Source organism: Hymenobacter psychrotolerans DSM 18569 (assembly GCF_900142395.1).
Taxonomy (GTDB): Bacteria; Bacteroidota; Bacteroidia; order Cytophagales; family Hymenobacteraceae; genus Hymenobacter; species Hymenobacter psychrotolerans.
Map to the genome: position 1 here is coordinate 48,178 of NZ_FRAS01000022.1, position 22,670 is coordinate 70,847.

Annotated in this window: 22 protein-coding genes; 13 read left to right on the forward strand and 9 right to left on the reverse strand. The window is 61.0% G+C overall.

The features are described from left to right. Positions 1 to 44 precede the first annotated feature (44 nt). The 4 genes from BUE15_RS17025 to BUE15_RS17040 all read left to right on the forward strand — a co-directional run bounded on the left by BUE15_RS17025 (position 45) and on the right by BUE15_RS17040 (position 4,938). Positions 45 to 2,627, forward strand: coding sequence for a glycosyl hydrolase 115 family protein (locus BUE15_RS17025; protein WP_073287800.1), 2,583 nt, complete (start codon positions 45 to 47; stop codon positions 2,625 to 2,627). A gap of 100 nt (positions 2,628 to 2,727) precedes the next feature. Then, entirely contained in the window at positions 2,728 to 3,543 is an 816-nt protein-coding gene (locus BUE15_RS17030; protein WP_073287802.1) for an IS5 family transposase, read from the forward strand. Between the two features lie 88 nt (positions 3,544 to 3,631). Then, positions 3,632 to 4,159 (forward strand): hypothetical protein, encoded by a 528-nt coding sequence (locus BUE15_RS17035; protein ID WP_073287804.1) that lies wholly within the window; start codon positions 3,632 to 3,634, stop codon positions 4,157 to 4,159. 383 nt (positions 4,160 to 4,542) lie between these two features. Continuing rightward, complete coding sequence (locus BUE15_RS17040) at positions 4,543 to 4,938, forward strand: hypothetical protein (RefSeq protein WP_073287806.1); 396 nt, start codon at positions 4,543 to 4,545, stop codon at positions 4,936 to 4,938. Positions 4,939 to 5,013: 75 nt separating this feature from the next. On the opposite strand, the gene BUE15_RS17045 is transcribed toward BUE15_RS17040, so the two are convergent. From BUE15_RS17045 to BUE15_RS17065, 5 genes are all read right to left on the reverse strand, one after another. After that, positions 5,014 to 5,358 carry a hypothetical protein gene (locus BUE15_RS17045; RefSeq protein ID WP_073287808.1) on the reverse strand — a complete coding sequence of 115 codons (345 nt, stop codon included), beginning with the start codon at positions 5,356 to 5,358 and terminating at the stop codon, positions 5,014 to 5,016. Between the two features lie 47 nt (positions 5,359 to 5,405). Further along, on the reverse strand, positions 5,406 to 6,401 hold the full coding sequence (uvsE, locus tag BUE15_RS17050; protein ID WP_084549139.1) for a UV DNA damage repair endonuclease UvsE: 996 nt from the start codon (positions 6,399 to 6,401) through the stop codon (positions 5,406 to 5,408). An 86-nt stretch (positions 6,402 to 6,487) separates the two neighbouring features. Next, a complete protein-coding gene (locus BUE15_RS17055; RefSeq protein WP_084549140.1) occupies positions 6,488 to 7,186 on the reverse strand; it encodes a carboxypeptidase-like regulatory domain-containing protein in 699 nt (232 codons plus the stop codon). Between the two features lie 179 nt (positions 7,187 to 7,365). Beyond that, a complete protein-coding gene (locus BUE15_RS17060; RefSeq protein WP_073287810.1) occupies positions 7,366 to 8,013 on the reverse strand; it encodes a hypothetical protein in 648 nt (215 codons plus the stop codon). A 171-nt stretch (positions 8,014 to 8,184) separates the two neighbouring features. Continuing rightward, a complete protein-coding gene (locus BUE15_RS17065; RefSeq protein ID WP_073287812.1) occupies positions 8,185 to 9,432 on the reverse strand; it encodes a metallophosphoesterase in 1,248 nt (415 codons plus the stop codon). Between the two features lie 114 nt (positions 9,433 to 9,546). Here BUE15_RS17065 and radC point away from each other — a divergent pair, with 114 nt between their 5' ends. The 8 genes from radC (at position 9,547) to BUE15_RS17100 (ending at position 17,686) form a co-directional block, all read left to right on the forward strand. Continuing rightward, positions 9,547 to 10,299, forward strand: coding sequence for a RadC family protein (radC, locus tag BUE15_RS17070; RefSeq protein ID WP_084549141.1), 753 nt, complete (start codon positions 9,547 to 9,549; stop codon positions 10,297 to 10,299). Between the two features lie 377 nt (positions 10,300 to 10,676). After that, entirely contained in the window at positions 10,677 to 11,324 is a 648-nt protein-coding gene (locus BUE15_RS17075; RefSeq protein ID WP_084549142.1) for a DUF1684 domain-containing protein, read from the forward strand. A 126-nt stretch (positions 11,325 to 11,450) separates the two neighbouring features. Continuing rightward, positions 11,451 to 13,886, forward strand: a complete 2,436-nt coding sequence (gene pheT, locus BUE15_RS17080; RefSeq protein ID WP_073287814.1) for a phenylalanine--tRNA ligase subunit beta — start codon at positions 11,451 to 11,453, stop codon at positions 13,884 to 13,886. Positions 13,887 to 13,923: 37 nt separating this feature from the next. Next, on the forward strand, positions 13,924 to 14,325 hold the full coding sequence (locus BUE15_RS21720; RefSeq protein WP_139252373.1) for a hypothetical protein: 402 nt from the start codon (positions 13,924 to 13,926) through the stop codon (positions 14,323 to 14,325). A gap of 39 nt (positions 14,326 to 14,364) precedes the next feature. Then, positions 14,365 to 14,661, forward strand: coding sequence for a hypothetical protein (locus BUE15_RS17085; RefSeq protein WP_073287816.1), 297 nt, complete (start codon positions 14,365 to 14,367; stop codon positions 14,659 to 14,661). 34 nt (positions 14,662 to 14,695) lie between these two features. After that, positions 14,696 to 14,986 carry a cell division protein ZapA gene (locus BUE15_RS17090; RefSeq protein ID WP_044014150.1) on the forward strand — a complete coding sequence of 97 codons (291 nt, stop codon included), beginning with the start codon at positions 14,696 to 14,698 and terminating at the stop codon, positions 14,984 to 14,986. Between the two features lie 136 nt (positions 14,987 to 15,122). Next, entirely contained in the window at positions 15,123 to 16,787 is a 1,665-nt protein-coding gene (gene rny, locus BUE15_RS17095) for a ribonuclease Y (RefSeq protein ID WP_073287818.1), read from the forward strand. Positions 16,788 to 17,044: 257 nt separating this feature from the next. Beyond that, positions 17,045 to 17,686 (forward strand): hypothetical protein, encoded by a 642-nt coding sequence (locus tag BUE15_RS17100; RefSeq protein WP_139252374.1) that lies wholly within the window; start codon positions 17,045 to 17,047, stop codon positions 17,684 to 17,686. Positions 17,687 to 17,783: 97 nt separating this feature from the next. Here the strand turns inward: BUE15_RS17100 and BUE15_RS17105 are convergent, their stop codons facing one another. The 3 genes from BUE15_RS17105 to BUE15_RS17115 form a co-directional block, all read right to left on the reverse strand. Then, positions 17,784 to 18,230 (reverse strand): hypothetical protein, encoded by a 447-nt coding sequence (locus tag BUE15_RS17105; RefSeq protein WP_139252375.1) that lies wholly within the window; start codon positions 18,228 to 18,230, stop codon positions 17,784 to 17,786. Between the two features lie 371 nt (positions 18,231 to 18,601). Continuing rightward, positions 18,602 to 19,891, reverse strand: coding sequence for a T9SS type A sorting domain-containing protein (locus BUE15_RS21725; protein WP_139252376.1), 1,290 nt, complete (start codon positions 19,889 to 19,891; stop codon positions 18,602 to 18,604). A 94-nt stretch (positions 19,892 to 19,985) separates the two neighbouring features. After that, positions 19,986 to 21,395 (reverse strand): mercuric reductase, encoded by a 1,410-nt coding sequence (locus tag BUE15_RS17115; RefSeq protein ID WP_073287851.1) that lies wholly within the window; start codon positions 21,393 to 21,395, stop codon positions 19,986 to 19,988. A gap of 148 nt (positions 21,396 to 21,543) precedes the next feature. Here BUE15_RS17115 and BUE15_RS17120 point away from each other — a divergent pair, with 148 nt between their 5' ends. Next, positions 21,544 to 22,308: a hypothetical protein gene (locus tag BUE15_RS17120; RefSeq protein ID WP_073287826.1), complete on the forward strand. Its 765-nt coding sequence runs from the start codon at positions 21,544 to 21,546 to the stop codon at positions 22,306 to 22,308. A gap of 18 nt (positions 22,309 to 22,326) precedes the next feature. Here BUE15_RS17120 and BUE15_RS17125 read toward each other — a convergent pair. Continuing rightward, the coding region (locus tag BUE15_RS17125) for a transposase (protein ID WP_139252377.1) at positions 22,327 to 22,670 on the reverse strand (344 nt) is incomplete at its 5' end.

Here is a 22,670-nt window from a genome sequence, read left to right on the forward strand (position 1 = left end):
GGCCAAACCCTGCTACAACCACTGCGCAAGACTGCGTGAACTGTATGACGCTACCTACCAGACTCCTGTTATTTCTGTTGCTGCTGGCCGGCTCGGCTACCGCCCAGAATGCCACTTACGTATCGGCGCAGAAGGGCAAAGGCGGCTTCCCGCTGGCAGCAGCCGGCAAAACCGCCGCCCTCTACGCCAGCACTCAGGAGTGGCCCGGCGTGCTGCGCGCCGCCCGCGACCTGCAGGCCGACATCAACCGCGTTACCAAGCTCACGCCCACCCTCGCAACCGACAAAGCCCCGACTGGCAGGGAAGTCGTACTCATCGGCACCATCGGCAAAAGTCCGCTGATTGACGGGCTGATTTCCAGCAAGAAGCTGGACGTGGCTGGCGTGGCCGGCCAGTGGGAAACCTTTGTGCTGCAGGTGGTGGAAAAACCAATGGCCGGCGTAGACCGGGCGCTGGTAATTGCCGGCAGTGACAAGCGCGGCACCATTTTCGGCATCTATGATTTGTCGCAGCAAATCGGGGTTTCGCCCTGGTACTGGTGGGCCGATGTGCCGACCCGGCCGCAGACCGCCCTGTATGTAGCACCCGGCCGGCACACGCAGGGCACACCCAAAGTGAAGTACCGCGGCATCTTCATCAATGATGAGGCTCCGGCGCTGCAGAATTGGTCACAGGAGAAGTTCGGCGGCGTCAACTCGAAGATGTACGCGCATATGTTCGAGCTGATCCTGCGCCTCAAGGGCAACTACCTGTGGCCGGCCATGTGGGGCAATATGTTCAACGTAGACGATCCGCAAAGCCCCGTGCTGGCCGACGAATACGGCATCGTGATGGGCACCTCGCACCACGAGCCGCTCACGCGTGCCCACGAGGAGTGGAAGCACGCCGGCAAAGGCGCCTGGAACTATCAGACCAACGCGGCCACGCTCCGGGAGTTCTGGCGCGGCGGTATCAAACGGATGGGCACCCGCGAAAACATAGTGAGCGTGGGCATGCGCGGCGACGGCGACGAGCCCATGAGCGAAGACAGCAACATTGCGCTGCTGGAAAAGATAGTGGCCGATCAGCGCACCATCATTGCCGAAGAAACCGGCAAGCCCGCCGCCCAGACGCCCCAGCTCTGGGCCCTCTACAAGGAAGTGCAGGACTATTACGACAAAGGCATGCGCGTGCCCGCCGACGTGACGCTGCTCCTGTGCGACGACAACTGGGGCAATATCCGCAAGCTCCCGAAAGTGGGGGAGAAGCCCCGCGCCGGCGGCTACGGCATCTACTACCACTTCGATTATGTGGGCGGGCCGCGCAACTACAAATGGCTGAACACGAATCCGCTGCCGCGCATCTGGGAGCAGATGCACCTGGCCCACGAGTACGGCGCCAACCAGATCTGGATTGTGAACGTGGGCGACCTGAAACCCATGGAGCTGCCCATCAGCTTCTTCCTCGACTACGCCTGGAACCCCGACAACATTGGTGCCGACCAGGTAGCCGCCTACACCCGGCAGTGGGCCGCGCGGCAGTTCGGCGACAAGCACGCGGCGGCTATTGCCGACATCCTGGCCAAATACGCCAAGTACAACGCCCGCCGCAAGCCTGAGCTGCTCGACGCCGACACCTATAGCCTCGCTACCGGCGAATGGGCTGCCGTGGTAGCTGACTATAACGCCCTGCTGACTCGCGCCGAAGCCATCAACCAGCAACTGCCCACTGAAACCCGCGACGCCTACTATCAGCTGGTGCTGCACCCCGTGCAGGCCTGTGCCAACCTCAATGAGCTGTACTACACCGTAGCCCGCAACCGCCAGGCCGCCAAGGCCGGCTATGCTACTACCAACGCTCTGGCCGATAAAGCCCGGGCGCTGTTTGCCAAAGACACCGAAATCAAGAACCGCTACCACGCGCTGGCCGGGGGCAAGTGGAACCACATGATGGCCCAGACCCACATCGGGTACACCTACTGGCAGCAGCCACCCGCCGACAAGATGCCCGACGTGGTAATCCTGCCCGCCGACAAGCTCACGACTCTCTCGGAGCCGACAATAGAGGCGGCCGACTACGGCAACAAGTACATTTCCATTGACGCCGAAAACTACACCCGCGCCGTAACGGCCGGCCCCATCACCTGGCAGCGCCTGCCCGACCTGGGGCGCACGGCCGGTGCCGTTACCACGTTTCCGGTTACGGCCGCGCCCACTGCCGCACCGGGCGGCACCAGCCCGCGCCTCGAGTACCAGGTGCAGCTGACCAGCGCCGGCCCCGTAACGGTGCAGGCTTATCTGGCGCCTACGCTGGATTTCCTGGGTGGCCAGGGCCTGCGTTACGCCGTGTCCTTTGATGATGAAGCCCCGCAGATTATCAACCTGCACACCGGACTGATAGCCGACAACGGCAACCGGCCCTGGGAAAAGGCCGTGGCCGAAAACATCATTATCAAGACCTCGAAGCACACTGTGGGCGCCGGGGAGCACACGCTCAAGTTCTGGCGCGTCGACCCCGGAGTGGTACTCGAAAAGCTCGTCATCGACTGCGGCGGGCTGAAGCCCAGCTACCTCGGCCCGCCGCCCACTGCCACGGGCGCGCCCGCTGTGCCCCGCGCAATCAAAGCAAAAGGTATTGGGCAGCGCTAAGAAGTGCGCAGTTGCTTGAGGTGCGGCTCAACAACAGCGGGACTTAGTAGAAGCGCCAGACCTAGCCGGTGTTATGGACTTGAGAGCGAAATTAGCGGGCATGGAAGTTCCCCGCCGCGCTTACCCCAGCGACGTGACCGACGACGAATGGGGCTTTTTACTGCCGTACCTGTTGCTGGTGCGGGAAGATGCAGGCCAGCGGCAATACCCGCTGCGTGAGTTGTTTAACGCGTTGCGCTACGTCGTGCGTACCGGCTGCACCTGGCGCTACCTGCCCCATGATTTACCGCCCTGGGCCACGTGCTACCAGCAGTGGGCCCGCTGGCGCGACGCCCGCGTTTTCGAAGCCCTGACCGACGATTTGCGCCAGGTGCTGCGCCTGAACGAGGCCCGGCCCGCCGACGCGAGCGCCGTCATTTTCGATTCGCGCACGCTGCAGAGCACGCCAGAGAGCGGGCACCGGGCCGGCTACGACGGGGCCAAGCGGCGCAAGGGCAGCAAGGTGCACGTGGCCGTCGACACCTTGGGCCACCTGCTGGCCGCTGTCGTCACCCCGGCCAATGCACAAGACCGGGCGCAGGTCGGTGCCCTGGCCGAAGAAGTGCAAGTGGCGTCGGGGCAGAGCGTTACGCTGGCCTATGCCGACCAGGGCTACACGGGCGAAGTACCCGCCCAAGCCGCCGAGCAGCACGGCATCGACTTGCAGGTGGTCAAGCTGGGCCACACCAAGCGCGGCTTCGTGCTGCTGCCCCGTCGCTGGGTCGTCGAGCGCAGCCTGAGCTGGAGCGCCCGCTACAAGCGCTTGGCCCGCGACTACGAGCGGTTGGCCGTCAGCCTGCAGCAGCTCCACTACCTGGCCTTTGTCGGGCTCATGCTCGCCAAAGCCACCAGCCTTAATTTGCTCTCAGGTGCATAACACCGGCTAGCGGTTTTGATGAAATGCCCAAATTAATAGCCCGTTCTATCAGGCATTTAGACATAGCTTTTGCTATATTGCCACGGCTATGAAACACCGGTTGCTCCTTCTGCTTTTGCTGCTCACTACTATGCCGTCGTGGGCTGCTCAGCCGGCTACGAGCAGCGGACAGCGCACCGCGGCTATTCGCCCCTCGAAGCTGGGAGCGGAGCTCCGCACGTCGTGGCTGGGAATGCCGAAGCAGCAGTTTCGGCGGCTGGTGCCTGAGCAGCGCCTGGGGGCACCCAGCAGCATCAGCTACTACACCCGGCCGGGCGAGCCGCTGGTGTTAGGCGGCTACCGCGTAACCGGTATCAGCTATGGCTTCTACAAAGACCAGCTCTGCTGCATTGAGGTGCGTGTGCTGGGTGAGGCCAACTGCCGGGGTATTCAGGCCCTGCTGACCAGCAGCTACGGTCCGGCTTCTTCCGCCACCGGCCAACGCTGGGAAAATGCGCAGCTGCGTCTTCTCTACAACGAAATGCCCAAAGGCTACGCCACGGTGGTAGTGGCCAGCCCGTCGCTGCTGGCGCAATACCAGGCTGAGCAGCTTCTTGCCCCCAACGAAGCCGTCTGACAGTGGTCTACCCGTTTTTTACTGACGTAAGAGTGTGTTTGGGAATTATAAAAGAACGTCATGCTGAGCTTGTCGAAGCATCTCTACCGCTTCGTATGAGGCTTTTCAACCAAGCGGTAGAGATGCTTCGACAAGCTCAGCATGACAGAAACGGCGTTTTCGCAAATTTCCAAACACGCTCTAAAGCCCCTCCCAAAGGGGCTTTTTTATTGAGGCTATATCACCTGCTCGGAAAGGGGGAGTGAGCTAAATGAATATGCACTGTGTTGAATATCAAAATTTTATACCTGCGCTATGGCCGCTTTATAAGGCGCTGCAGCCTGATCAGCCGTAAGAGAAGGCAGAAGCTAGTCCACTATCACGTAATTCAATCTGAAAGCATCATGAAAACGACCTTGTTCTTTGCCGCCGCTCTAGTAGCGGCCACTACTGCCCAGGCCCAATTGTCGCCCACCACTCCGCAGCGTGGCGGCTCCCTGAATCAGACCACCGTACCGCCAGCGGCCCCTTCCAACCCTGGCACGCTCGACCAGCGCACGCCCACTTCCACCAACCCCACGCAAATCGGGATTGGCACCAGCCCCACCCAGATAACCACGGGGGCAGGTACCGGTACTTCGGTTGGCCAACCCATGCAACGGCCCGCAACTATGGAGGAGCGCATGATAAACCAGAACAGCGCCCCCGTCCGCCGTGCCGATGCTCCTAACGCACCGCGCACAAACCCCAATTCGCGGCGCACTAACACGCAGAGCACCACCATTCCGGCGCAGCGCTAAGCTGCCCCGAACACCATAGAAAAGCCCGCTTCTGCAGTTCAGAAGCGGGCTTTTCTATGTAATGAATGGTGGCGGCTAAGCGGCGGCCTGGGTTTCCAGCTTACGGCCAGCCTCCAACAGTTGGTCGCCGAGGGTGCGCAGAGTGGCTTGCAGCTCCTCCTCAGCGTGCGTGGCCGCCTGGGTAGTCTGGGCCCCCAGCATGCTGAGCGAACGGCCAATGCTGGCGGCATTCAGGGAGCCGCTGCTCAGCAACGACTGCAGATTCCCCAGTTCCCGGCCAATGTCCTGCAGCGCGGGCTCGCCGCTTTGCAGCAGCTGGTGCTGCCAGGTTTCGGTGTTGTCTTGGGCGGCGCTGAGCGGAATGCTGGTGAGGCCCGTTTGCAGGGCGTGAATAGTGGCGTTGAGCAGGTCGGTGGTCATATTCAAGAGAAGGAAAATAGTAGGAGTCAGAAAGAAAACAGGCGGTACTAGCCTTGAGTAGAAGATTTGGCAGCCCGGGGCTTACGTGGTTTGGGCGCAGCCAGCTCGGCGGCAGGCTGGAAAGTAGGCGCTACGTACCCTTCCGGCGCGGCCGGCACCAGGCTCAGCTCACGCAGAATGCCGCAGGCCCGGTGGGCGCTGGCTTCCTTGTCTTTTACTTCCAGCATGATGTCCACGTCCAGGTCGCCCAGGTCGCGGAGGAAACCGCGAAACAGGTCTTCCTGAATGGAGCTGACGTGCTTGCCTTTCCGCTCGCCCGGCGACTGGGAACTGTAGTCCATCATCAGCACACCGTCGCGGGTGGGGTGCCAGGTGGCGGCGGCCAGACGCAGGGCTTCCGGCATCGGCTCGCCATGGTTGAGGCACTCGTGGTGGAAGTTGTCGAACAGAATGGGCGTGCCGGTGGCAGCGTGCAGGCGCAGGCAGTCCTGCAGGCTAAACAGCCGGTCGTCGTTTTCGACGACCAGCCGCACCTTCACGGCTTCCGGCAGGGTCTGAAACGTGGCCACAAACCGCCCAATAGCGGCGTCCCGGTCGCCGTAGAGTCCCCCAAGGTGAATCTGGAGCTTAGCGGTAGTATCAAGGCCCATCAGATCCAGCATCGAGCCCTGGTACACCAGCTCGGCAATGCTGCGCTGCACAATATCGGGACTCGGCGAGTTGAGCACCACAAACTGGTCGGGGTGCAGCGAAACCCGCATGTTGTGCGCCTTGATATAGTCGCCGATGGCCCGGAATTCGGCCGCAAAACGGGTTTGCCAGGGGAAGGTGTTGATGGGGTGCGACCCAAACGGCACTATACCCGAGCTGATGCGGAAAAACAGCAGGCCGTGTGCCACATTGTATTCCAGAATCTCCTGCAGGCAGGCCAGGTTCGCGGCCACGGTCTGCTCCACCCGCTCATCGGAGTAGGAGGCCAGCCGGAACGTGGACGACGAGGTGCAGTCGAGCGACTGATTGATGCAGGGATACCCGATTTTCATCTTCGGGCTTACGGCCCCGCGGCCCGGCGGGTTGGTTTAGGCGCCGCCGGCCGTGGTGGCTGGGCACTCAGGCGAAGCGACTCGCACTATTCTTCGTAGCCGCGGTTGTCCCTGAAGTTCTTGTTGTACTTCTGGCGCGCTTTGCGGGCTTGTTCGGCGGCTTCGCGGGCCCTGATTTCCTCCATCTTGCGGCGCTCCTGGCCGGCGCGGGAAAACTGCTCATAAATCAGGCTGACGGGGCTGGCCAGGGTAGGGGCCACGGCCCGGGGCGCAATACTATCGACGGGAAAGAGCGGGCGCGGCGCCGGAGCGCGCTTCACGGCGCTGGTGGGGGCCGTGCTGGGGCGCTTGATGTTGCGCAGGGCCCGGTTGATGGCCGCACGGTCGGGGCGGCCTTCCGTCACCCGCACTTCGCCCAGTAGCACACTGTCGCGCATCATCGACACCTGAATAACCAGCTGCGAAAGGCCCGTATTGCCCATCGGGACCCGGCGGGTCTTGAAGCCCACGGACCGGAAAACCAGCGTGTCGCGGCTGCTGACGTCAATCCGGAAGTCGCCTTCCTGGTCTGCGACGGTGCCGCGGCCGGTGCCCTGCACGATTACTGCCGCTCCCGGAATGGAGCGGCCCGTGCCGGCTTCCAGCACCGAGCCCGAAACACGAACCTGCGCAGAGGCAGTGCCCCAGAGCAGCACCAGCAGCAGGCCACTCAGGCTCCAGCCCCGGCGGCTACTCAACTTCACCCAATGGAACAGCGGTGCAAAAAGAGAATTCAGTAAGCTCATCAACCAGTAGTAACGCCAGTAATCCGCAAGGTAGCCAACAACAGAGCCAAAAAAAGCCCGGACCGTTGCAGGTTCGAGCTTTTATGGAAACTGCGCAACAGGAATCAACCAACAAAAATCCGCACCGACGAGCGGTGCGGATTTCTGGAAAGCTGGCCGGTTTACGGCTGTAGCAGCGTCTATTCTACTTTGGTTTTGGTGCCGTCGGTGGTTTTGGTCTTCATGGTGCCGTCGTCGCCGTCTATCTTCATCTTGTTGCCTTCCACGTCTTTGATTTTTACGTCGCCGTCGCCTTTCACTTTCATCTTGCTGATTTCCGTGCCCGATTCTGCGGTGCCAGAGTTATCTGCCGTAGTGCTCATGTCCGACGAGCTGGCCGACATCGAAGCGTCGTCCATGTACCGGTCGTCCATGTATTCCACGCGGCTGGCCTCGTAGGCTGAGTATTGCGTAGGGTCGGTGAACACCGTTTTCAGTTCCAGGTCGGCGTCGGAGTAGGCCGTGCGCATGGCGGCGGCCATGCCGGTGGTGTCGGTGGTATACTGCGCCTGCAGCTCGCCCAGGCGCTTGCCCCGGTTGATGTACACGGTGCGCACCTTCTCGCGGGTGGCATCATCGAACTTCATCTTGGCCGCCATGGCCGCCGCAATCCGGTCGGCGCGCTGCTGAATGGCTTCGTCGGAGTAGGCGGTGGTTGTGGTGGTCGTGGTCGTGGTGGTCATGCCATCGGCCGAGGTAGTTGTGTCCGTGGTGGCCGTTTTGTTGTCGGAGCACGAAGCCAGGGAGAGGGAGGCTACCGCCGACAGGAGGAAGAGGGTCTTTTTCATGAGAGGGGAGGGAGAGGTTGTGGAAAAGGAGAGAGTAGGGCAGGAAATCCTGGTGGCGCATATACGGTGGCGCTTGGCCGGTGGTTACCGGGCCGCCACCGCGCCGGCAAAAAGGCCGTTCCGAAGTTTCGGAACGGCCTTTTCTGAAGGGTTGTGCAGGTCAGCTGCCGGTTAGGCGCGGCGCAATTCAAACACCGTAATTTCGGGCAGGAACCCCACGCGGCCGTGGTAGCCGATAAAGCCCAGCCCGGTATTCACGTACAGATACTGCTGGCCGCGCTGGTAGAGCCCGGCCCACTGCTTGTACACGTACTGCACGGGGCTCCACTTCATCCAGGGCAGGTTTACGCCAAACTGCATGCCGTGCGTGTGGCCCGAAAGCGTCAGGTCGATATCCTCGAAGCCGTGCACCTCGGCGTCCCAGTGCGAAGGGTCGTGGGAAAGCAGGATTTTGAACGGCGCGGCCGGGTCGGCGGCGGCGTGGGCCTGCGCCAGCTTGCCGTACTGCGCAAAGCCCCGGGCCCCCCAGTTCTGCACGCCCAGCACCGCAATTTTCTCGCCGTTGCGCTCCACCGTGCGGGCCTCATCAAGCAGCAGCTCCCAGCCAATTTTGGCGTGGTTCTGCTTGATGCGGGCCAGGTTGGCGGCTTTGGCGGTGGCACCACCTTCCGCCTCCCAGTTCACGTAGTCAGCGTAGTCGTGGTTGCCGAGCACCGAGTAGATGGGCAGCGCCGTTTTGATGCCGGCCAGCGTATCAATGTGCTCTTCCACCTCGTGGGCGTAGTTGTTCACCAGGTCGCCGGTCATGAACACCAGATCCGCGTTCTGCTGGTTGATGAGCTCCACGGCCCGCTGCAGCGGCTCTTTGGAATGGAAGGAGCCGGCGTGCAAATCCGAAATCTGCAGCAGCTTAAACCCATCGAAGGAAGCCGGCAGGTTGGGGAAACGCAGCGTCACGCGCTTCACCGTGTAGTCGGTGCCGCCCTTGGCCATGCCCCACAGCAACGATACAAACGGAATGGCCCCGGCCAGCAGCGCAGCCTTGCTCAGAAACTCACTCCGCGAAATAGCCGTGCCGCTGGCCGTACCGGCAGCCGGACTCAGGCGCTGCATAGCCCAGCGGCCCAGCCGCACCACATCTTCGAGCAGCAGCGGCACTACCACCACGAGTTTGGCGGCCAGCAGCGCCAGCAGCAGCCCGCCGGCATAGGAGCGGAAGGACACATGCTCGTGGCGGTTGCGCATGGCCCACACGCCCAGGCCCCAGGCCAGTACCGTAACCAGCCAGTAAAGAGCCGAAACTAGGCGGCGGGTACCGGGGGTAGCGTGCTGCACGGCGGCGCGCACGGCCTGAAAGCCGTACCACTCACCCAGAATAACTACCCCAAAAAACAGAAAAGGAAACAGGCTTCTTGACATATAACTGAACGCAAACCCGCGCTAGGTAGAATTGGTTTGAGCCGGGCCGCCGGAAGGCAGACGCGGATGCGGGGTTTTTGCTTTATTTTCCGGGGTCTACAACAACAATGCCTTATGCAGGAGTTTGACAATCTGACCGGAAATATCCCCGCCGCGCCCGCGCCGGCCCCCTATGAAACCCCCACCTCTTTCGGCATCAAGAGCTGGGCAGAGGAAGACCGGCCCCGCGAAAAGCTGATGCAGAAGGGCCGCGCCGCCCTTTCCGATGCCGAGCTGATGGCCATTCTGCTGGGCTCCGGCACCGCCAGGCTCTCAGCCGTGGACGTGGCCAAGCTGGTGCTGAACGCCGCCAACAACGACCTGAACGCCCTGGCCCGCTTCTCGCTGAAAGAGCTGATGCGCCAGAAAGGCATCGGCGAGGCCAAGGCCATTACCATTGTGGCCGCGCTGGAGCTGGGCCGCCGCCGCAAAGAAGCCGATGCGCCGGCCCGCACCACCATCACCAACTCCCGCGACATCTACCGCGTGGTGCAGCCGCATCTGCAGGATTTGCCGCACGAAGAGTTCTGGGTGGTGCTGCTCAACCGCGCCAACGTGGTCATGCGCACCGTCAGCATCAGCCGGGGCGGGGTGGCCGGCACCGTCGCCGACCCGAAACTGATTTTCAAGGAGGCGCTGGAGCAGCTGGCCAGCAGCGTGATTCTGGTGCACAACCACCCCAGCGGCAACAAAAACCCCAGCGCCGCCGACATTGCCCTCACCCGCAAGCTCAAGGAAGCCGGCCAGTTCCTCGACCTGCCCATCCTCGACCACCTCATCTACACCGATGCCGGCTACTACAGCTTCGCCGACGAAGGCATGCTGTAGCATAAGTGCATAAAGTACCCCGAAGCGGCGCTTCGGTCATAGGAGCCACTACAAGCCTCCAAAACGGTGTAGAGACGCCTACTTGCGTCTCGTTGTTGAACGATGCCTGGTGCAACGGCCCCGACCAACGCGAAACATTCTCCGACTAACGCACAACACCTCCCGACGAGGGCAAAACACCTTCCGACTAAGACAAAACACCCCCCGACCAACACGAAACACCCTCCGACCAACACGAAACACCCTCCGACTAACGTAAAACACCTCCCGACTAAAGCAAAACACCCTCCGACCGAAGCAAAACACCTCCGGACTGAAGCAAAACACCCTCGGGCAGCCCGCACCCCACTTGGCCCGCAAGCGGTACCTTTGCGGCCATGCGTATCAATCCCAAGTTGCTCATCGGCCTCGGCCTGCTCGTCGTGTTCGGCTATTTCCTGCAGGACCTTGTCTTCAACGACGACCAGTATGCAGCCCGGCTGCGCAAAGCCCGCCAGGAAAAAACCGACAGTTTCCGCCGCGTACAGGGCTCCCCGCTTAGCAGCGAGCAGCGCGAAGTATTCGACAGCCTGCGCTACTACGCCCCCAACAAAGACTACCGGCTGGAGGCCGAACTGGAAGTCTTCGCGCAGCGCGACACCATAGAAATGTCCCTCACCGATGGCAAGGCCGACAAGTACCTGCGCTGGGGCCGGGCCTCCTTCGCGCTCAACAAGCAGCAGCACCAGCTCACGCTCTTCCTCAAGGCCGACGGCAAAGACTCCACGCTCTTCGTGCCCTTCACCGACCGCACCAACGGCTTTGCCACCTACGGCGGCGGCCGCTACCTCGATGTAGCCAAGCCCGCCGCCGGCGCCACCGACATAGTGCTCGATTTCAACGAGGCCTACAACCCGTTCTGCGCCTACAACAACGGCTTCGCCTGCCCCGTCCCGCCCCAGGACAACCGCCTGCCCGTGGAAATACCGGCCGGCGAGCAGGCCTTCCACGACCACGCCGCCCACGCCGGCGAACCGCATAAGTAAGCCCGGCGGCCCCGGCCCCTGAGGCCGGAAAGCAGCCATTGAAGCCGCCCGCCCGAATCCGTACCTTTGCCGGGCCACGCAGCCGCACCGCGCCTGACCACTGGCCTCCGACAACCGACCTACACGATGAAAATATCCTACGACTGGCTCCGTACCCTTATTCCGACCGACAAACCCGCCGAGGAAATCGGGAAGCTCCTGACCGGCTCCGGGCTGGAAGTGGAAGGCATTGAGGAGCTGGAAAGCATCCCCGGCGGCCTGCGCGGCGTGGTGCTGGGCACCGTCCTGACCCGCGAAAAACACCCCGACGCCGACAAGCTCAGCCTCACGACCGTGGACGTGGGCGACGGCACCATCCGCCAGATTGTGTGCGGCGCCCCCAACGTAGATGCCGGCCAGCGCGTGGTAGTGGCCCTGGAAGGCGCCACGCTCTACCCGGCGCAGGGCGAGCCATTCAAAATCAAGAAGTCCAAAATCCGCGGCGCGGCCTCCGAAGGCATGATCTGCGCCGAAGATGAAATCGGGCTGGGCCAGTCGCACGCCGGCATTATGGTGCTCGACACCGACCTGCCCAACGGCACCCCCGCCGCCGACTACTTCGGCCTGGGCTCCGACTCCGTATTCGAAATCGGGCTGACCCCGAACCGCGCCGATGCTGCATCGCACTTCGGGGTGGCCCGCGAGCTGCGCGCCCTGCTGCGCCAGCCCTGCCACCTGCCCGATAGCAGCAAGTTCCATGCGCCCGCCGAGGCCGCGCAGAACATCCGCGTGACCATTGAAGACGCCGAAGCCAACCCGCGCTACGCCGGCCTGCTGCTGGAAAACGTGACGGTGGGCCCGTCGCCGGAGTGGCTGCAGCGCCGCCTGCGCAGCATCGGCCTGTCGCCCATCAACAACGTGGTAGACGTCACCAACTTCGTGCTGCACGAGCTGGGCCAGCCCCTGCACGCCTTCGACGCCGACCAGATTACCGGCAACCAGATTCGGGTGAAGCGCGCCGCCGCCGGCGAGAAATTCACCACCCTCGACGGCACGGAGCGCACCCTGCGCGCCGAAGACCTGGTTATTGCGGATGCCACCGGTGCCCCGATGGCGCTGGCCGGCGTGTTCGGCGGCAAAACCTCAGGCGTATCTGGATCTACTACCCGCGTGTTCCTGGAAAGCGCCTACTTCCAGCCTGCCGCCGTGCGCAAAACCGGCCAGGTGCACCAGCTCAAAACCGACGCCTCCTTCCGCTTCGAGCGGGGCACCGACCCACACATGGTGCCCGTGGCCCTGAAACGCGCCGCCCTGCTGCTGCAGGAAGTGGCCGGCGCTACCGTAGCCGCCCCCATCGTGGACGAGTACCCCACGCACATTGCGCACTTCCCGGTGCGGCTGCGCTTGCCCCGCGTCGAGAAGCTGGTGGGCCAGTTCATCGCGCCCGAGCGTATTCGCCAGATCCTCACCGACCTCGACATCCTGATTGCCGAAGAGCTGACGGATGAGGCCGGCCACGCCGAATGGCTGCTGTCGGTGCCGCCGCACAAGGTAGACGTGACCCGCGAGGCCGATGTGATTGAGGAGATTCTGCGCATCTACGGCTACAACCACGTGGCTTTGCGCCCGCACAACTCGGCCTCGTTCCTGGCTACGTTCCCGAACCCCGACCCGGAAATTATCCGCCAGAACACGGCGCGGCTGCTCAGCGGGCAGGGTTTCTCCGAAATCATCACCAACTCCATCACCAACTCGGTCTACTTCGAGAAGGAAGGCGAAACGGACGAGGCCTTGGTGCGCCTGCTCAACTTCAACAGCGCCGAGCTGAACGTGCTGCGCCCCACGCTGTTGCACAGCGGCCTGGAAGTGGTGCGCCACAACGTAAACCGCCGCCAGCGCGACCTGAAGCTCTACGAGTTCGGCAAAACCTACCACCGCAAAGCCAACGGCGAGTACGAAGAGCGCAACAAGCTGGTGCTCTACCTCACCGGCAACACCGCCGCCGAAACCTGGCAGCAAAAGTCCGACAAAAGCACCTACCACCAGCTGGCCGGCGCGGTGCAGCAGGTGCTGGCCGCGCTGGGCTTCCCGGCACCCTCTTTGCAGCCGGTGCAGCACCCGTACCTGGCCGGCGGCCTCACGCTGCTGGCCCAGAACCAGCCGGTGGCGCAACTCGGGGCTGTGTCGGGGGCCATCCTGAAGAAGCTGGACGTGAGCCAGCCCGTGTGGTACGCCGAGCTGGACTGGGACTGGCTGATGAAGAAGTACAAGAACAGCCTTGTAGCCCGCGAGCTGCCTAAGTTCCCGGAAGTACGCCGCGACCTGAGCCTGGTGGTAGACAAAACTGTCACCTTCGACCAGCTCCAGCAGATTGCGCGCCGCACCGAGAAGAAACTCCTGCAGCAAGTAAATGTGTTTGACGTGTACGAAGGCGAAAACCTGGGTGCCGACAAAAAATCCTACTCCGTGAGCTTCTTCCTGCAGGACAGCACCCAAACCCTAACCGACCAAGCCATCGACTCGGTGATGAACCGCCTCATCCAGCAGTTCGAGCAGCAGGCCGGTGCCGTCATCCGGCGGTAGCTGCTGTTATAATTCATCAGTTACTTGGTGATTCTGTATGGATGTAGAACAAAGAAACCTGTGGAGGGCTAGGTGGCTTGATTCTATTGCAGAGCTTACGAATCTTGACTTACAACTCAACATGTGGCTGGATGAGAGCAATACAAATCCTCATTGGGGATATGTAGAGTTCATGTGCTGCTACTTTGATGATTTGATTCTGACCAAGGGTTATCAGAGGTTCTTGGAAGACACATGGGTTTCAGTTGCCGAGTATGATTGTCTTAAAGATTGGCATGAGCTGTTAGATAATTACGCTCCACCTAGTAATGATAACTATGATAATCGCGCCATTTTGAATGATGCAGAATGGCGCAGAATTGTAGCACTAGGATTAGCGGCCAAAGAGCAACTGATAAACTTGTTGCCACCCACTGAAGCATACCGGTTGAGGAATTAGGATACATTCCTAACTTCACCAGAAACCAAAAACCAAAAAATGGCTTCCTCTCAGCAACTTGCTCAACTAGACCGCCTGGAGCGGCAGGTGAACACCTTAGTGACTGCCTATCAGCAGTTGCGCGAGGAGCTGGCCGATGCCCAGACCACGGTTCAGCAGCTGCAGGCCGACGTGCGCGACCGGGAGCGGCAGCTGAAGGATTTCCACAATCAGGAGAATATCACTAAACTTGTCAATACCATAGCCGGCGAGCCGGCCAATGTCAACGAGCTTAAACTGCGCCTCAACGAATACATCCGCGAAATAGATAAGTGCCTTGCCTATTTGAGGGAGTAACCATCACCACCCAACCCCACCCACGACTGCTCCCATGAGCGAACTATCCATTAAAATCCGCATTGCCGAACGGGACTACCCGATGCGCGTTGAGCCTCAGGACGAGGAGCGGCTGCGCATGGCTGGTCGCCTGTTGGGTGAGCGGATCAAGGAATTTCGCGAGCAATACGGCATTCAGGACAAGCAGGATCTGCTGGCCATGATTGCCTTGTCCACGATGGCTGACCGCCTAAAAGTCAGTAAGGAGAAAGATGGTACCGACACGGTTCTGACCGAGCGCCTCGCGCGCCTCGATGAGCTGCTGTCGGGAGTGGTGCTCGTCTGAAGATACCAGACGCACGCACCCGCGTAGTTAGGAAAGCTTGAAACCCCGGTAGCGTAAACGGCGCGGCGGGGTTGTTTGGCATACGGCCTTCTTTGCCGGGTTATGGGATTTCCTTTCTTTCTCTAATCCATAGCCCATGTCCACCTCTGTTTATATTGCTCTTGCCGCCGTGCTGGCCCTTGTGGTCGGCATCGTGGTGGGGCGCCTGCTGGCCGGCAAGGCCCGGCAGGACCACGAGGCCGACGCGAAAGCGCGCGCCCAACAACTGCTGGCCGAAGCCGAGCAGCAAGCCACCCGCACCCGCGACGAGCGGATTCAGCAGTCCAAAGACAAGTTCCGCGCCCTGAAGCAGGAGTGGGAGCAGGAAAGCCGCCGCCAGAAGCAAGCCCTCGACCAGGAACTGACCGAGCGCCGCGCCGCCGTAGTAGAGCAGGAGCAGAGCATCAAGCAGCTCACCCAGACCACCCAGCGCCAGCTGGAGCAGATTCAGCGTAAGGAAACCGAGCTGGATGCTACCCGCGAACGAATTGAGATGCAGGCCCAGCAGCAGCGCGAAAAGCTGGAAGCCCAGGAAGAAAAGCGCCGCGCCACCCTCGAAAACCAACTGGCCAAGCTGGAGCAGCGCACGCAGGAACTGGCTGAGCAGCAGCAGCACGTGCAGCAGCAGCTGGAAACCATTTCCGGCCTGACGGCCGCCGAAGCCCGCGAGCAGCTCGTGGACTCGCTCAAGAACGAGGCCCAGATCCAGGCTTCTTCCTACATCAAAGATGTGGTGGCCCAGTCCAAGCTCACGGCTACCAAGGATGCCAAGAAAATTGTGCTCGAAACCATTCAGCGCACTGCCGCTGAGCACGCTATTGAGAACTGCGTGTCGGTGTTCAACATCGAGTCCGACGATGTGAAGGGCAAGATTATCGGCCGCGAAGGGCGCAACATACGGGCGCTGGAAGCCGCTACCGGCGTTGAAATCATCGTAGACGACACGCCGGAGGCCATCATCATCTCCGGCTTCGACCCGGTGCGCCGCGAGGTGGCCCGCCTCAGCCTGCACCTGCTCGTGAAAGACGGCCGCATTCACCCGGCCCGGATTGAGGAAATCGTGGCCAAAACCCGCAAGAACATCGACGAGGAAATCGTGGAAATCGGGGAGAAAACCATCATTGACCTCGGCATTCACGGCCTGCACCCCGAGCTGATCAAGATGGTGGGCCGCATGCGTTTCCGCTCCTCCTACGGCCAGAATCTGCTCCAGCACTCACGCGAAGTAGCCAACCTCTGCGCCACGATGGCCGCCGAGCTGGGCCTCGACGTGAAGAAAGCCAAGCGCGCCGGCCTGCTCCACGACATTGGCAAAGTCAGCACCGAAGAGCCGGAGCTGCCCCACGCCATTCTGGGCATGGAGATGGCCAAGAAATACAAGGAGCACCCCGACGTGGTAAATGCCATTGGTGCCCACCACGACGAAATCGAAATGACGGCTATGATTTCGCCGCTCGTGCAGGCCTGCGACGCCATTTCCGGCTCGCGCCCCGGTGCCCGCCGCGAGATGATGGAAAGCTACATCAAGCGCCTCAAGCAACTGGAAGAAACCGCTAACTCGTTCAAAGGCGTGAACCAGTGCTTCGCCATTCAGGCCGGCCGCGAGCTGCGCGTGATGGTGGACGCCGAGAACGTGACCGACGAGCGCGCCGCCGAGCTGAGCTACGAAATTTCGCAGAAGATCGAGAAGGAAATGCAGTACCCCGGCCAGATCAAAATCACGGTTATCCGGGAGATGCGCGCCGTGGCCTACGCCAAGTAAAGTGGCCCGCCGAGCCGCAACTGTTAGAAATTTAGAAACTGCCGCAACTTTGGTTGCGGCAGTTTTTTTGTCATCTTATCTGTGTTTTTTCAAGGGCTTATTCTTGCTAAGTGTCTGACGCGCTATTTATTATGCGGTGGTTGCTGATTGGTTTAAGTTTAGCGGGCGGCGGTTGCGTCTCCGTGTATGCTCCCATGCAATGCGCCGCTCCCGATATACGAGCCCAGCACGAAGCTGAATTGAGGGCCAGTACCTTTTTGAGCCGTTGGGAGGTATCGGGGGCCTACTCGCCGCTTAAGCACGTGCTGGTGCGCGGGGCGCTTGGAAACCGCTCCGCCCACGGCGACAGCAGCTACTGGCGCACCCGGCAATACGAGCTGACGGCCGGGGCCTACTGGGCGCCGCGCCACTGGACGCTGGGCGTGCTGGGCGGCTACGGACGGGGCCTGAACGAGGCCCGGTACCTAAACGACGGGGGCCCGGTTACGATTTTTGCCAACCCCGTGCAGCACCAGTACGAAGCCCGTTTTCGGCGGCTGTTTGGCGAAGCTTACGTGGTGTACGACGTCAGCAGCCGGTTTTCGCTGGGGGTGGCCTGTCGTTCCACCCGACTCTACTATACCACCCTCACCGACCTGGGCACGCCCATCGACCTGCGCCAGCTCACGCGGGTCGAGCCCATGCTGTTGCTGCGCTTTGGTGTGGGAAGCCTTTTGCAGAACGCACCGCCTGTGCAGCTGCAAGTATCGGTGGGGGGCTCCGGCACCATGGGCCCCGGCAGTAGGCATCCTTATGACCCGGATGGCTCGCGCCGCCAGCTGCGGTATGGGCGTAGCTATGTGGCCGTGGGCATTGGCATTCTGCCGCACCGGCTCGCAGCATTGTGGCGCCAGCCGTAGCAGGAACTGCTATTGTCGGTACCACAAAAAAGCTTCGGCAACTGCTGTTGTCGGGGCTTTTGCGCAGTTTATTCACTGTCTGTTGCGGGCCACACGGCTAGTCGCGGGGAGCGGTTGGCTTGCTGACTTGGAACCGGTAACTGCCCTGCAAGCCGATAAAGCTGACCCGGGTGGCAATGGTGTTTTCGTACTTCCGCGGGTCGATGGTAGGGCCCTGGTTCCAGACGGTGTACTTCATCTCGAAGCGCTGCAGGTCGCGCAAACCGTAGCTGGCCAGCAGCTCCAGCGCCACGAAGTGCCTGCGACCCAGCGCCCACTCGTGGCCTATTCCGGCCCGGATGCCCACGCGGTACGGGTTGCCACCGACGGCGTAAACTGAGCCGGACATGCCGGTTTCGTTCGGTGGCGGGTTGCTCAGGCCAAAGCCCAGCGTGTAGATTCCGCCGATCTTGCCGGTGTTGCCCAGGTACATAGCATCCAGCCCGACATCCGTAAACCAACTGCGGTCCGGGCGCTGGTCACTCGAAAAATATCGGCGGGCCACTAGGGCAAATTCGAGCGCATTCGTCGCAGTTGAACTAGAGCCGGAGTTTTTGTAGCGGTGGCGAGGATAATCATACTGTCTTCGGATTGTCAGCCCATAGGAAGCAAAGCCTGCCGTGGCCTGCACCGCCAACCTAGGCGACAACTCTACTACAGCCCCTACCAGCCCGCTTCGGTAAACCTGCGGAGGTATACTAATTTGTGCATTTACTGGTTGATTGTCGGCGAAGCGAGGAACCATGCCGTGCGCCTGCGCTACGATTACCACGGAAAAAGACCGTTGAGCTACGCTGTTGATAGACAGCAGGAAGAGAACTAGGAAGCCTGTGAAACTACAGCACCGGTAACTTTTCATATACATGCGCCTAAAGTCTAGCGGACGATTACCCGTCGGGTAAGACTACCGCTGCTTCGCGTGAGCCGCAAGTAGTAAGTTCCCGGAGCAATCTGCTGTAAGTTGACCGGAAACGACCGGCGGGTGCGGCTTGGTAATGCGCCTGAATACACAGGCAAAACCAGCATATTGGCTTCGTTGTACAAGCCAATGGTAACCTGCTGCGGCTGGGCTACCATAGCATCGACCGTTACCGGCCCCCTTGCCGCGGGGTTTGGATAGCTGCTGAATTCCAACACTTCGTTTGAAGTTGCCACCGCTGCCATCTCATAGGTAGTGCTTTCGTGGCCCGGCAGGTAACGTGTGGAAATGCCGCTATCGAGGGTACCCACGTCGCTCCCGACCACGACCGCCACACTGTCGGAAGGGACATTCGCCGGTAGTTCTATGCGCAGTTCAGGCATCCGGACCTCGGCAATTTGTACGCCCGCACTGTCTCTTGTAACTACCTCGGCCTTCTGCAGAAGGCCGTCGATAGTTAGCCGGCCGTTATTGAGCAGGACCCGGGATTCCAGCAAAACGTGCGCGCGGTAAGCTTCATCATTTTCCCGGTTAATACTGTCTTGGCGAGAAGAAGAGGAGCGTAGAAGGGAAATTTGCAGAGCACTGAATTCATTGATCTTATCGTAAGGATTGTTGCGCATAGTCGCGTGAAAATTGCGGATTGTCACAGTGCGCGTCTCGGAGTTAAAGCTTTGCTGCCCGGCTTCCACACGGGCGTTGCGGTACGACTGGCCCGGCTCGTTTGGAGCAATTGCTGGGGCTGTAGCAGGATACAAAAGATTGTTGTCGTTGCCCATGCACATATACCCCGTGTTAGAGCAGTAGTATGAATTCTCACGGTAAGAGCCATAGCCTCCCCAAGCAGAAAGAAAAAACCTCGCCGGATCAATTCTGGCTTGGGCAAGTCCAACTATGGCTGTGAAGGTATTTCCGGTGTTGATGGGAGAATAAGGCTTGCCCTCGCCTTTTCGCCAAACCCCGATAGAGCAGAAGGGAAATTCCACCCAGCTCTGTGCTGTCCCGTCTCCGCACGCATCATCTGTTGCTTTTTGCTTTGCCAAAGCCCCGCATTTCTTGTCTTTGGTATCGGCTACATACTTACGGCCAAACCAATTACAGCCGCTTGGTCGATAGGTTACACTTGCATCGGCAAGAGCCGAGAAACTACTGCTTAGCAGTGGCAAGGCTACGAAAGCAAATTTGCGGGGGGGGGGGGGAGTTGTGTTAACATGTATTGAAGTGTTTAAGTGGATGATAGCTTGCATAATACTATTGGATTAACTTGGATAAGCTCGTACATAATTTTGTCTGGCTTACGAAGTCAGCTTCGTGGCCGAAAAGCCGCTTGAGGTGCAGAGGCTACGCCTTTAACTCCGGCTTCTGGAGCTCCCGAAACACGTTGTTCAGCCCTTCGGCCCAGGTGGGATGGGCCAGCACCATGTTCTGGAGTTGCTCGTATTTCAGGCGGCCCGCCATAATCAGCTGAAACATGCTCATGATTTCGCCGCCTTCGGCGCAGAGCACCGTGGCGCCCAGCAGCCGGTCATCCTCGCCGACCAGCACTTTCCAGAAGCCGGTGGTGCGGCCGGTCTGGCGGGCGCGCCCGATGGTACTGACGGGCAGTGTGGCCACGCGGTAGGCAATGCCTTGCTCCCGGGCCTGCTGCTCGTTCAGGCCGATGCGGCCCAGCTGCGGCTCCGTAAACACGCAGTAGGGCAGGGGCCGCTGCCGGGCTGAGCGGCGCGGGCCGCGGTGCAGCAGGTTGGCCCGCACGACGCGGTAGTCGTCGTAGCTGATGTGGGTGAACTGGGGGCCGCCATGCACGTCGCCGAGGGCGTACACGCCGCGCACAGTGGTTTCGAGGCGGGCATTTACCTGGATGTAGCCTTTCTCATCGAGCTGCACCCCGGCCTGGTCGAGGCCCAGCGTGTCGGTGTTGGGCACGCGGCCGGTAGCCACCAGCAGGTGGGTGCCGCGCAGGCGCCGTTCGCCCGTGGCGGTGTGTGCCGTGAGGGTGAAAACGCCCGCCTCGCTGCGCGACACCCGGCGTACCTCGGCCCCCAGCACGATTTCCACGCCTTCCGCTTCCAGCACCTCGGTCAGGGCCTGGCAGGCGTCATCGTCTTCGCGCTCCAGCAGTTGCCGGCCCGCTTCAATGATGGTGACGCGGCTGCCGAAGCGGCGGTACATCTGGCTGAACTCCAGGCCGATGTAGCCGCCACCCAGGATCAGCAGGTGTTCGGGTACTTCCGGCAGGTCAAGCAGTTGGGTTGTCGTCAGAAACGGTACGTCCTGTAGGCCTTCGATGTCGGGAATAGCGGCCCGGGTGCCCGTGTTGATGAACACCTTTTTAGCCGTCAGGCGTTGCGTTTCGCCGCCTGCCAGTGCTACCCGCACTGTGCGCGGCCCCACGAACGTAGCCTGCCCATGCAACACTGTGATGCCCTGGCGTTCTTGCGTAAGGTTGCTGCGCACGCCTTCCCGCATGGCCTGTACAATATGGTTTTTGCGGGCCACTACGGCGGCCATATCCACGGCTGGCTTTACTGGCTGGAGGCCATAGTCCCCGGCCGTGCGCAGCTGATGAGCCCGCTCTGCTGATGCCAGCATGGCCTTAGTAGGAGTGCAGCCGTAGTTGATACAAGAGCCACCCAGCAGGTTTTCCTCAACGAGTACCACCCGCTGGCCCGCATCAGCCAGAGTGGTGGCCAGCGGGTTGCCGGCCTGCCCGGAACCAATTATAAGCGCATCGTAGGAAGTATTGGGCATAAAGCACGAAGTTTGGAGAAGGCCAATGAGCAGCATGCTGACGGCTCGTAGGCTGTACGCAACTGTTCAGCCTGGGGCTGCTACACAACGAAACTCTGTGTTCCGCGTTTTGCTTCCGGTTTCCCTTTTCTGCCCCGCACCTGGTTCCATGCCCTTTTTGTTCCGCGCGCTTTTCCTGCTGCTCCTGCCTCTGCTGGCCGGCTGCACGTCGCTCTATTTCCCGCCGCCGCCCCAGGTGCCACTGCTCACGCAGAAAGGAGAATGGAGCGCCGGCATTCATACCAACTTCAGCCAGAACACGGCCGTGCAGGGCGCCTACGCCATTTCCAACCACCTGGGTGTGATGGGCTCGGCTTCCTTCCTGCACGCCAATAAAAAGCAAAGCTTCTTCGGTTCCAAAAACGACCGTCAGACTCAGGACCACGACTTCGTGGAAGGCGGGCTGGGCTATTTCACACGCCTCCGCCAGGACCGCCGCGTGCTGGAAGTATATGGCGGGCTAGGTGTAGGCAGCACCAAATACAGCGAATACAGCCGCGAAACCAACGTGCCTACCGAAACCCGCGAAGGCACGCTCAACAAGTATTTTCTGCAGGTCAACTACACCTCCAAGGAGAAGAAAAGCTTCCACGTCCTTGGCCGCGACTGGCCGTTTACCTACGGCACCGCCCTGCGCGCCAGCTACGTGACCCTCAACGGGTTTCGCCTCAACGGCTTGGCGCACGCTCCCGAAGACAACATTTTCCTGGAACCCATTACCTACACCCGCATTCAGGTGCTGGGCCCGTTGCAGCTCCAAATGATAAGCGGCAGCAACTTCGGCCTCAAGCACCGCAAATACCTGAAAGCGGCCAACTCGGTGTTCCAGTTGGGGATAGTAGTGAACCTGGGCGGGCAGAATGGCGAGAAGTAGGGCTACGACTAAGAGTGTCTAACAAAACCGTTTAACGGCTCTCCAGGTGATGAGTGCGCAGGCGGGCATGGTAAAGGCCAAGTGGATGTCGTCGCGTCGTTCGTAGCGCACGCGCACGCGGCGGAAGCGGTTGAGCCAGGCAAAGGTGCGCTCCACCACCCAGCGGTGCCGCCCCAGCCGCTGGCTGGAGTCAATGCCGCGGCGGGCGATGCGGCACTTGATGCCGCGCCTGCGCAGGGCCACACGGCACTTACGGTAGTCGTAGCCCTTGTCGGCGTGGAGCTTGCCGGGGCGCTTGCGCGGGCGGCCACGAGGCTGGCGCACGGCCGGTACAGCATCGAGCAATTCGGCAAACACGGTCG

Excerpts from the sequence above, each read along its gene's own strand:
- BUE15_RS17120 (WP_073287826.1), top strand. The coding sequence starts at position 21,544 with ATGCCCTTTTTGTTCCGCGCGCTTTTCCTGCTGCTCCTGCCTCTGCTG.
- BUE15_RS21725 (WP_139252376.1), bottom strand. The coding sequence starts at position 19,891 with ATGCAAGCTATCATCCACTTAAACACTTCAATACATGTTAACACAACT.
- pheT (WP_073287814.1), top strand. The coding sequence starts at position 11,451 with ATGAAAATATCCTACGACTGGCTCCGTACCCTTATTCCGACCGACAAA.
- BUE15_RS17055 (WP_084549140.1), bottom strand. The coding sequence starts at position 7,186 with ATGAGCTTACTGAATTCTCTTTTTGCACCGCTGTTCCATTGGGTGAAG.
- uvsE (WP_084549139.1), bottom strand. The coding sequence starts at position 6,401 with ATGAAAATCGGGTATCCCTGCATCAATCAGTCGCTCGACTGCACCTCG.
- BUE15_RS21720 (WP_139252373.1), top strand. The coding sequence starts at position 13,924 with ATGGATGTAGAACAAAGAAACCTGTGGAGGGCTAGGTGGCTTGATTCT.
- BUE15_RS17035 (WP_073287804.1), top strand. The coding sequence starts at position 3,632 with ATGAAACACCGGTTGCTCCTTCTGCTTTTGCTGCTCACTACTATGCCG.
- BUE15_RS17030 (WP_073287802.1), top strand. The coding sequence starts at position 2,728 with ATGGAAGTTCCCCGCCGCGCTTACCCCAGCGACGTGACCGACGACGAA.
- BUE15_RS17025 (WP_073287800.1), top strand. The coding sequence starts at position 45 with ATGACGCTACCTACCAGACTCCTGTTATTTCTGTTGCTGCTGGCCGGC.
- BUE15_RS17045 (WP_073287808.1), bottom strand. The coding sequence starts at position 5,358 with ATGACCACCGACCTGCTCAACGCCACTATTCACGCCCTGCAAACGGGC.
- BUE15_RS17040 (WP_073287806.1), top strand. The coding sequence starts at position 4,543 with ATGAAAACGACCTTGTTCTTTGCCGCCGCTCTAGTAGCGGCCACTACT.
- BUE15_RS17090 (WP_044014150.1), top strand. The coding sequence starts at position 14,696 with ATGAGCGAACTATCCATTAAAATCCGCATTGCCGAACGGGACTACCCG.
- BUE15_RS17075 (WP_084549142.1), top strand. The coding sequence starts at position 10,677 with ATGCGTATCAATCCCAAGTTGCTCATCGGCCTCGGCCTGCTCGTCGTG.
- radC (WP_084549141.1), top strand. The coding sequence starts at position 9,547 with ATGCAGGAGTTTGACAATCTGACCGGAAATATCCCCGCCGCGCCCGCG.
- BUE15_RS17065 (WP_073287812.1), bottom strand. The coding sequence starts at position 9,432 with ATGTCAAGAAGCCTGTTTCCTTTTCTGTTTTTTGGGGTAGTTATTCTG.
- BUE15_RS17115 (WP_073287851.1), bottom strand. The coding sequence starts at position 21,395 with ATGCCCAATACTTCCTACGATGCGCTTATAATTGGTTCCGGGCAGGCC.
- rny (WP_073287818.1), top strand. The coding sequence starts at position 15,123 with ATGTCCACCTCTGTTTATATTGCTCTTGCCGCCGTGCTGGCCCTTGTG.
- BUE15_RS17060 (WP_073287810.1), bottom strand. The coding sequence starts at position 8,013 with ATGAAAAAGACCCTCTTCCTCCTGTCGGCGGTAGCCTCCCTCTCCCTG.
- BUE15_RS17085 (WP_073287816.1), top strand. The coding sequence starts at position 14,365 with ATGGCTTCCTCTCAGCAACTTGCTCAACTAGACCGCCTGGAGCGGCAG.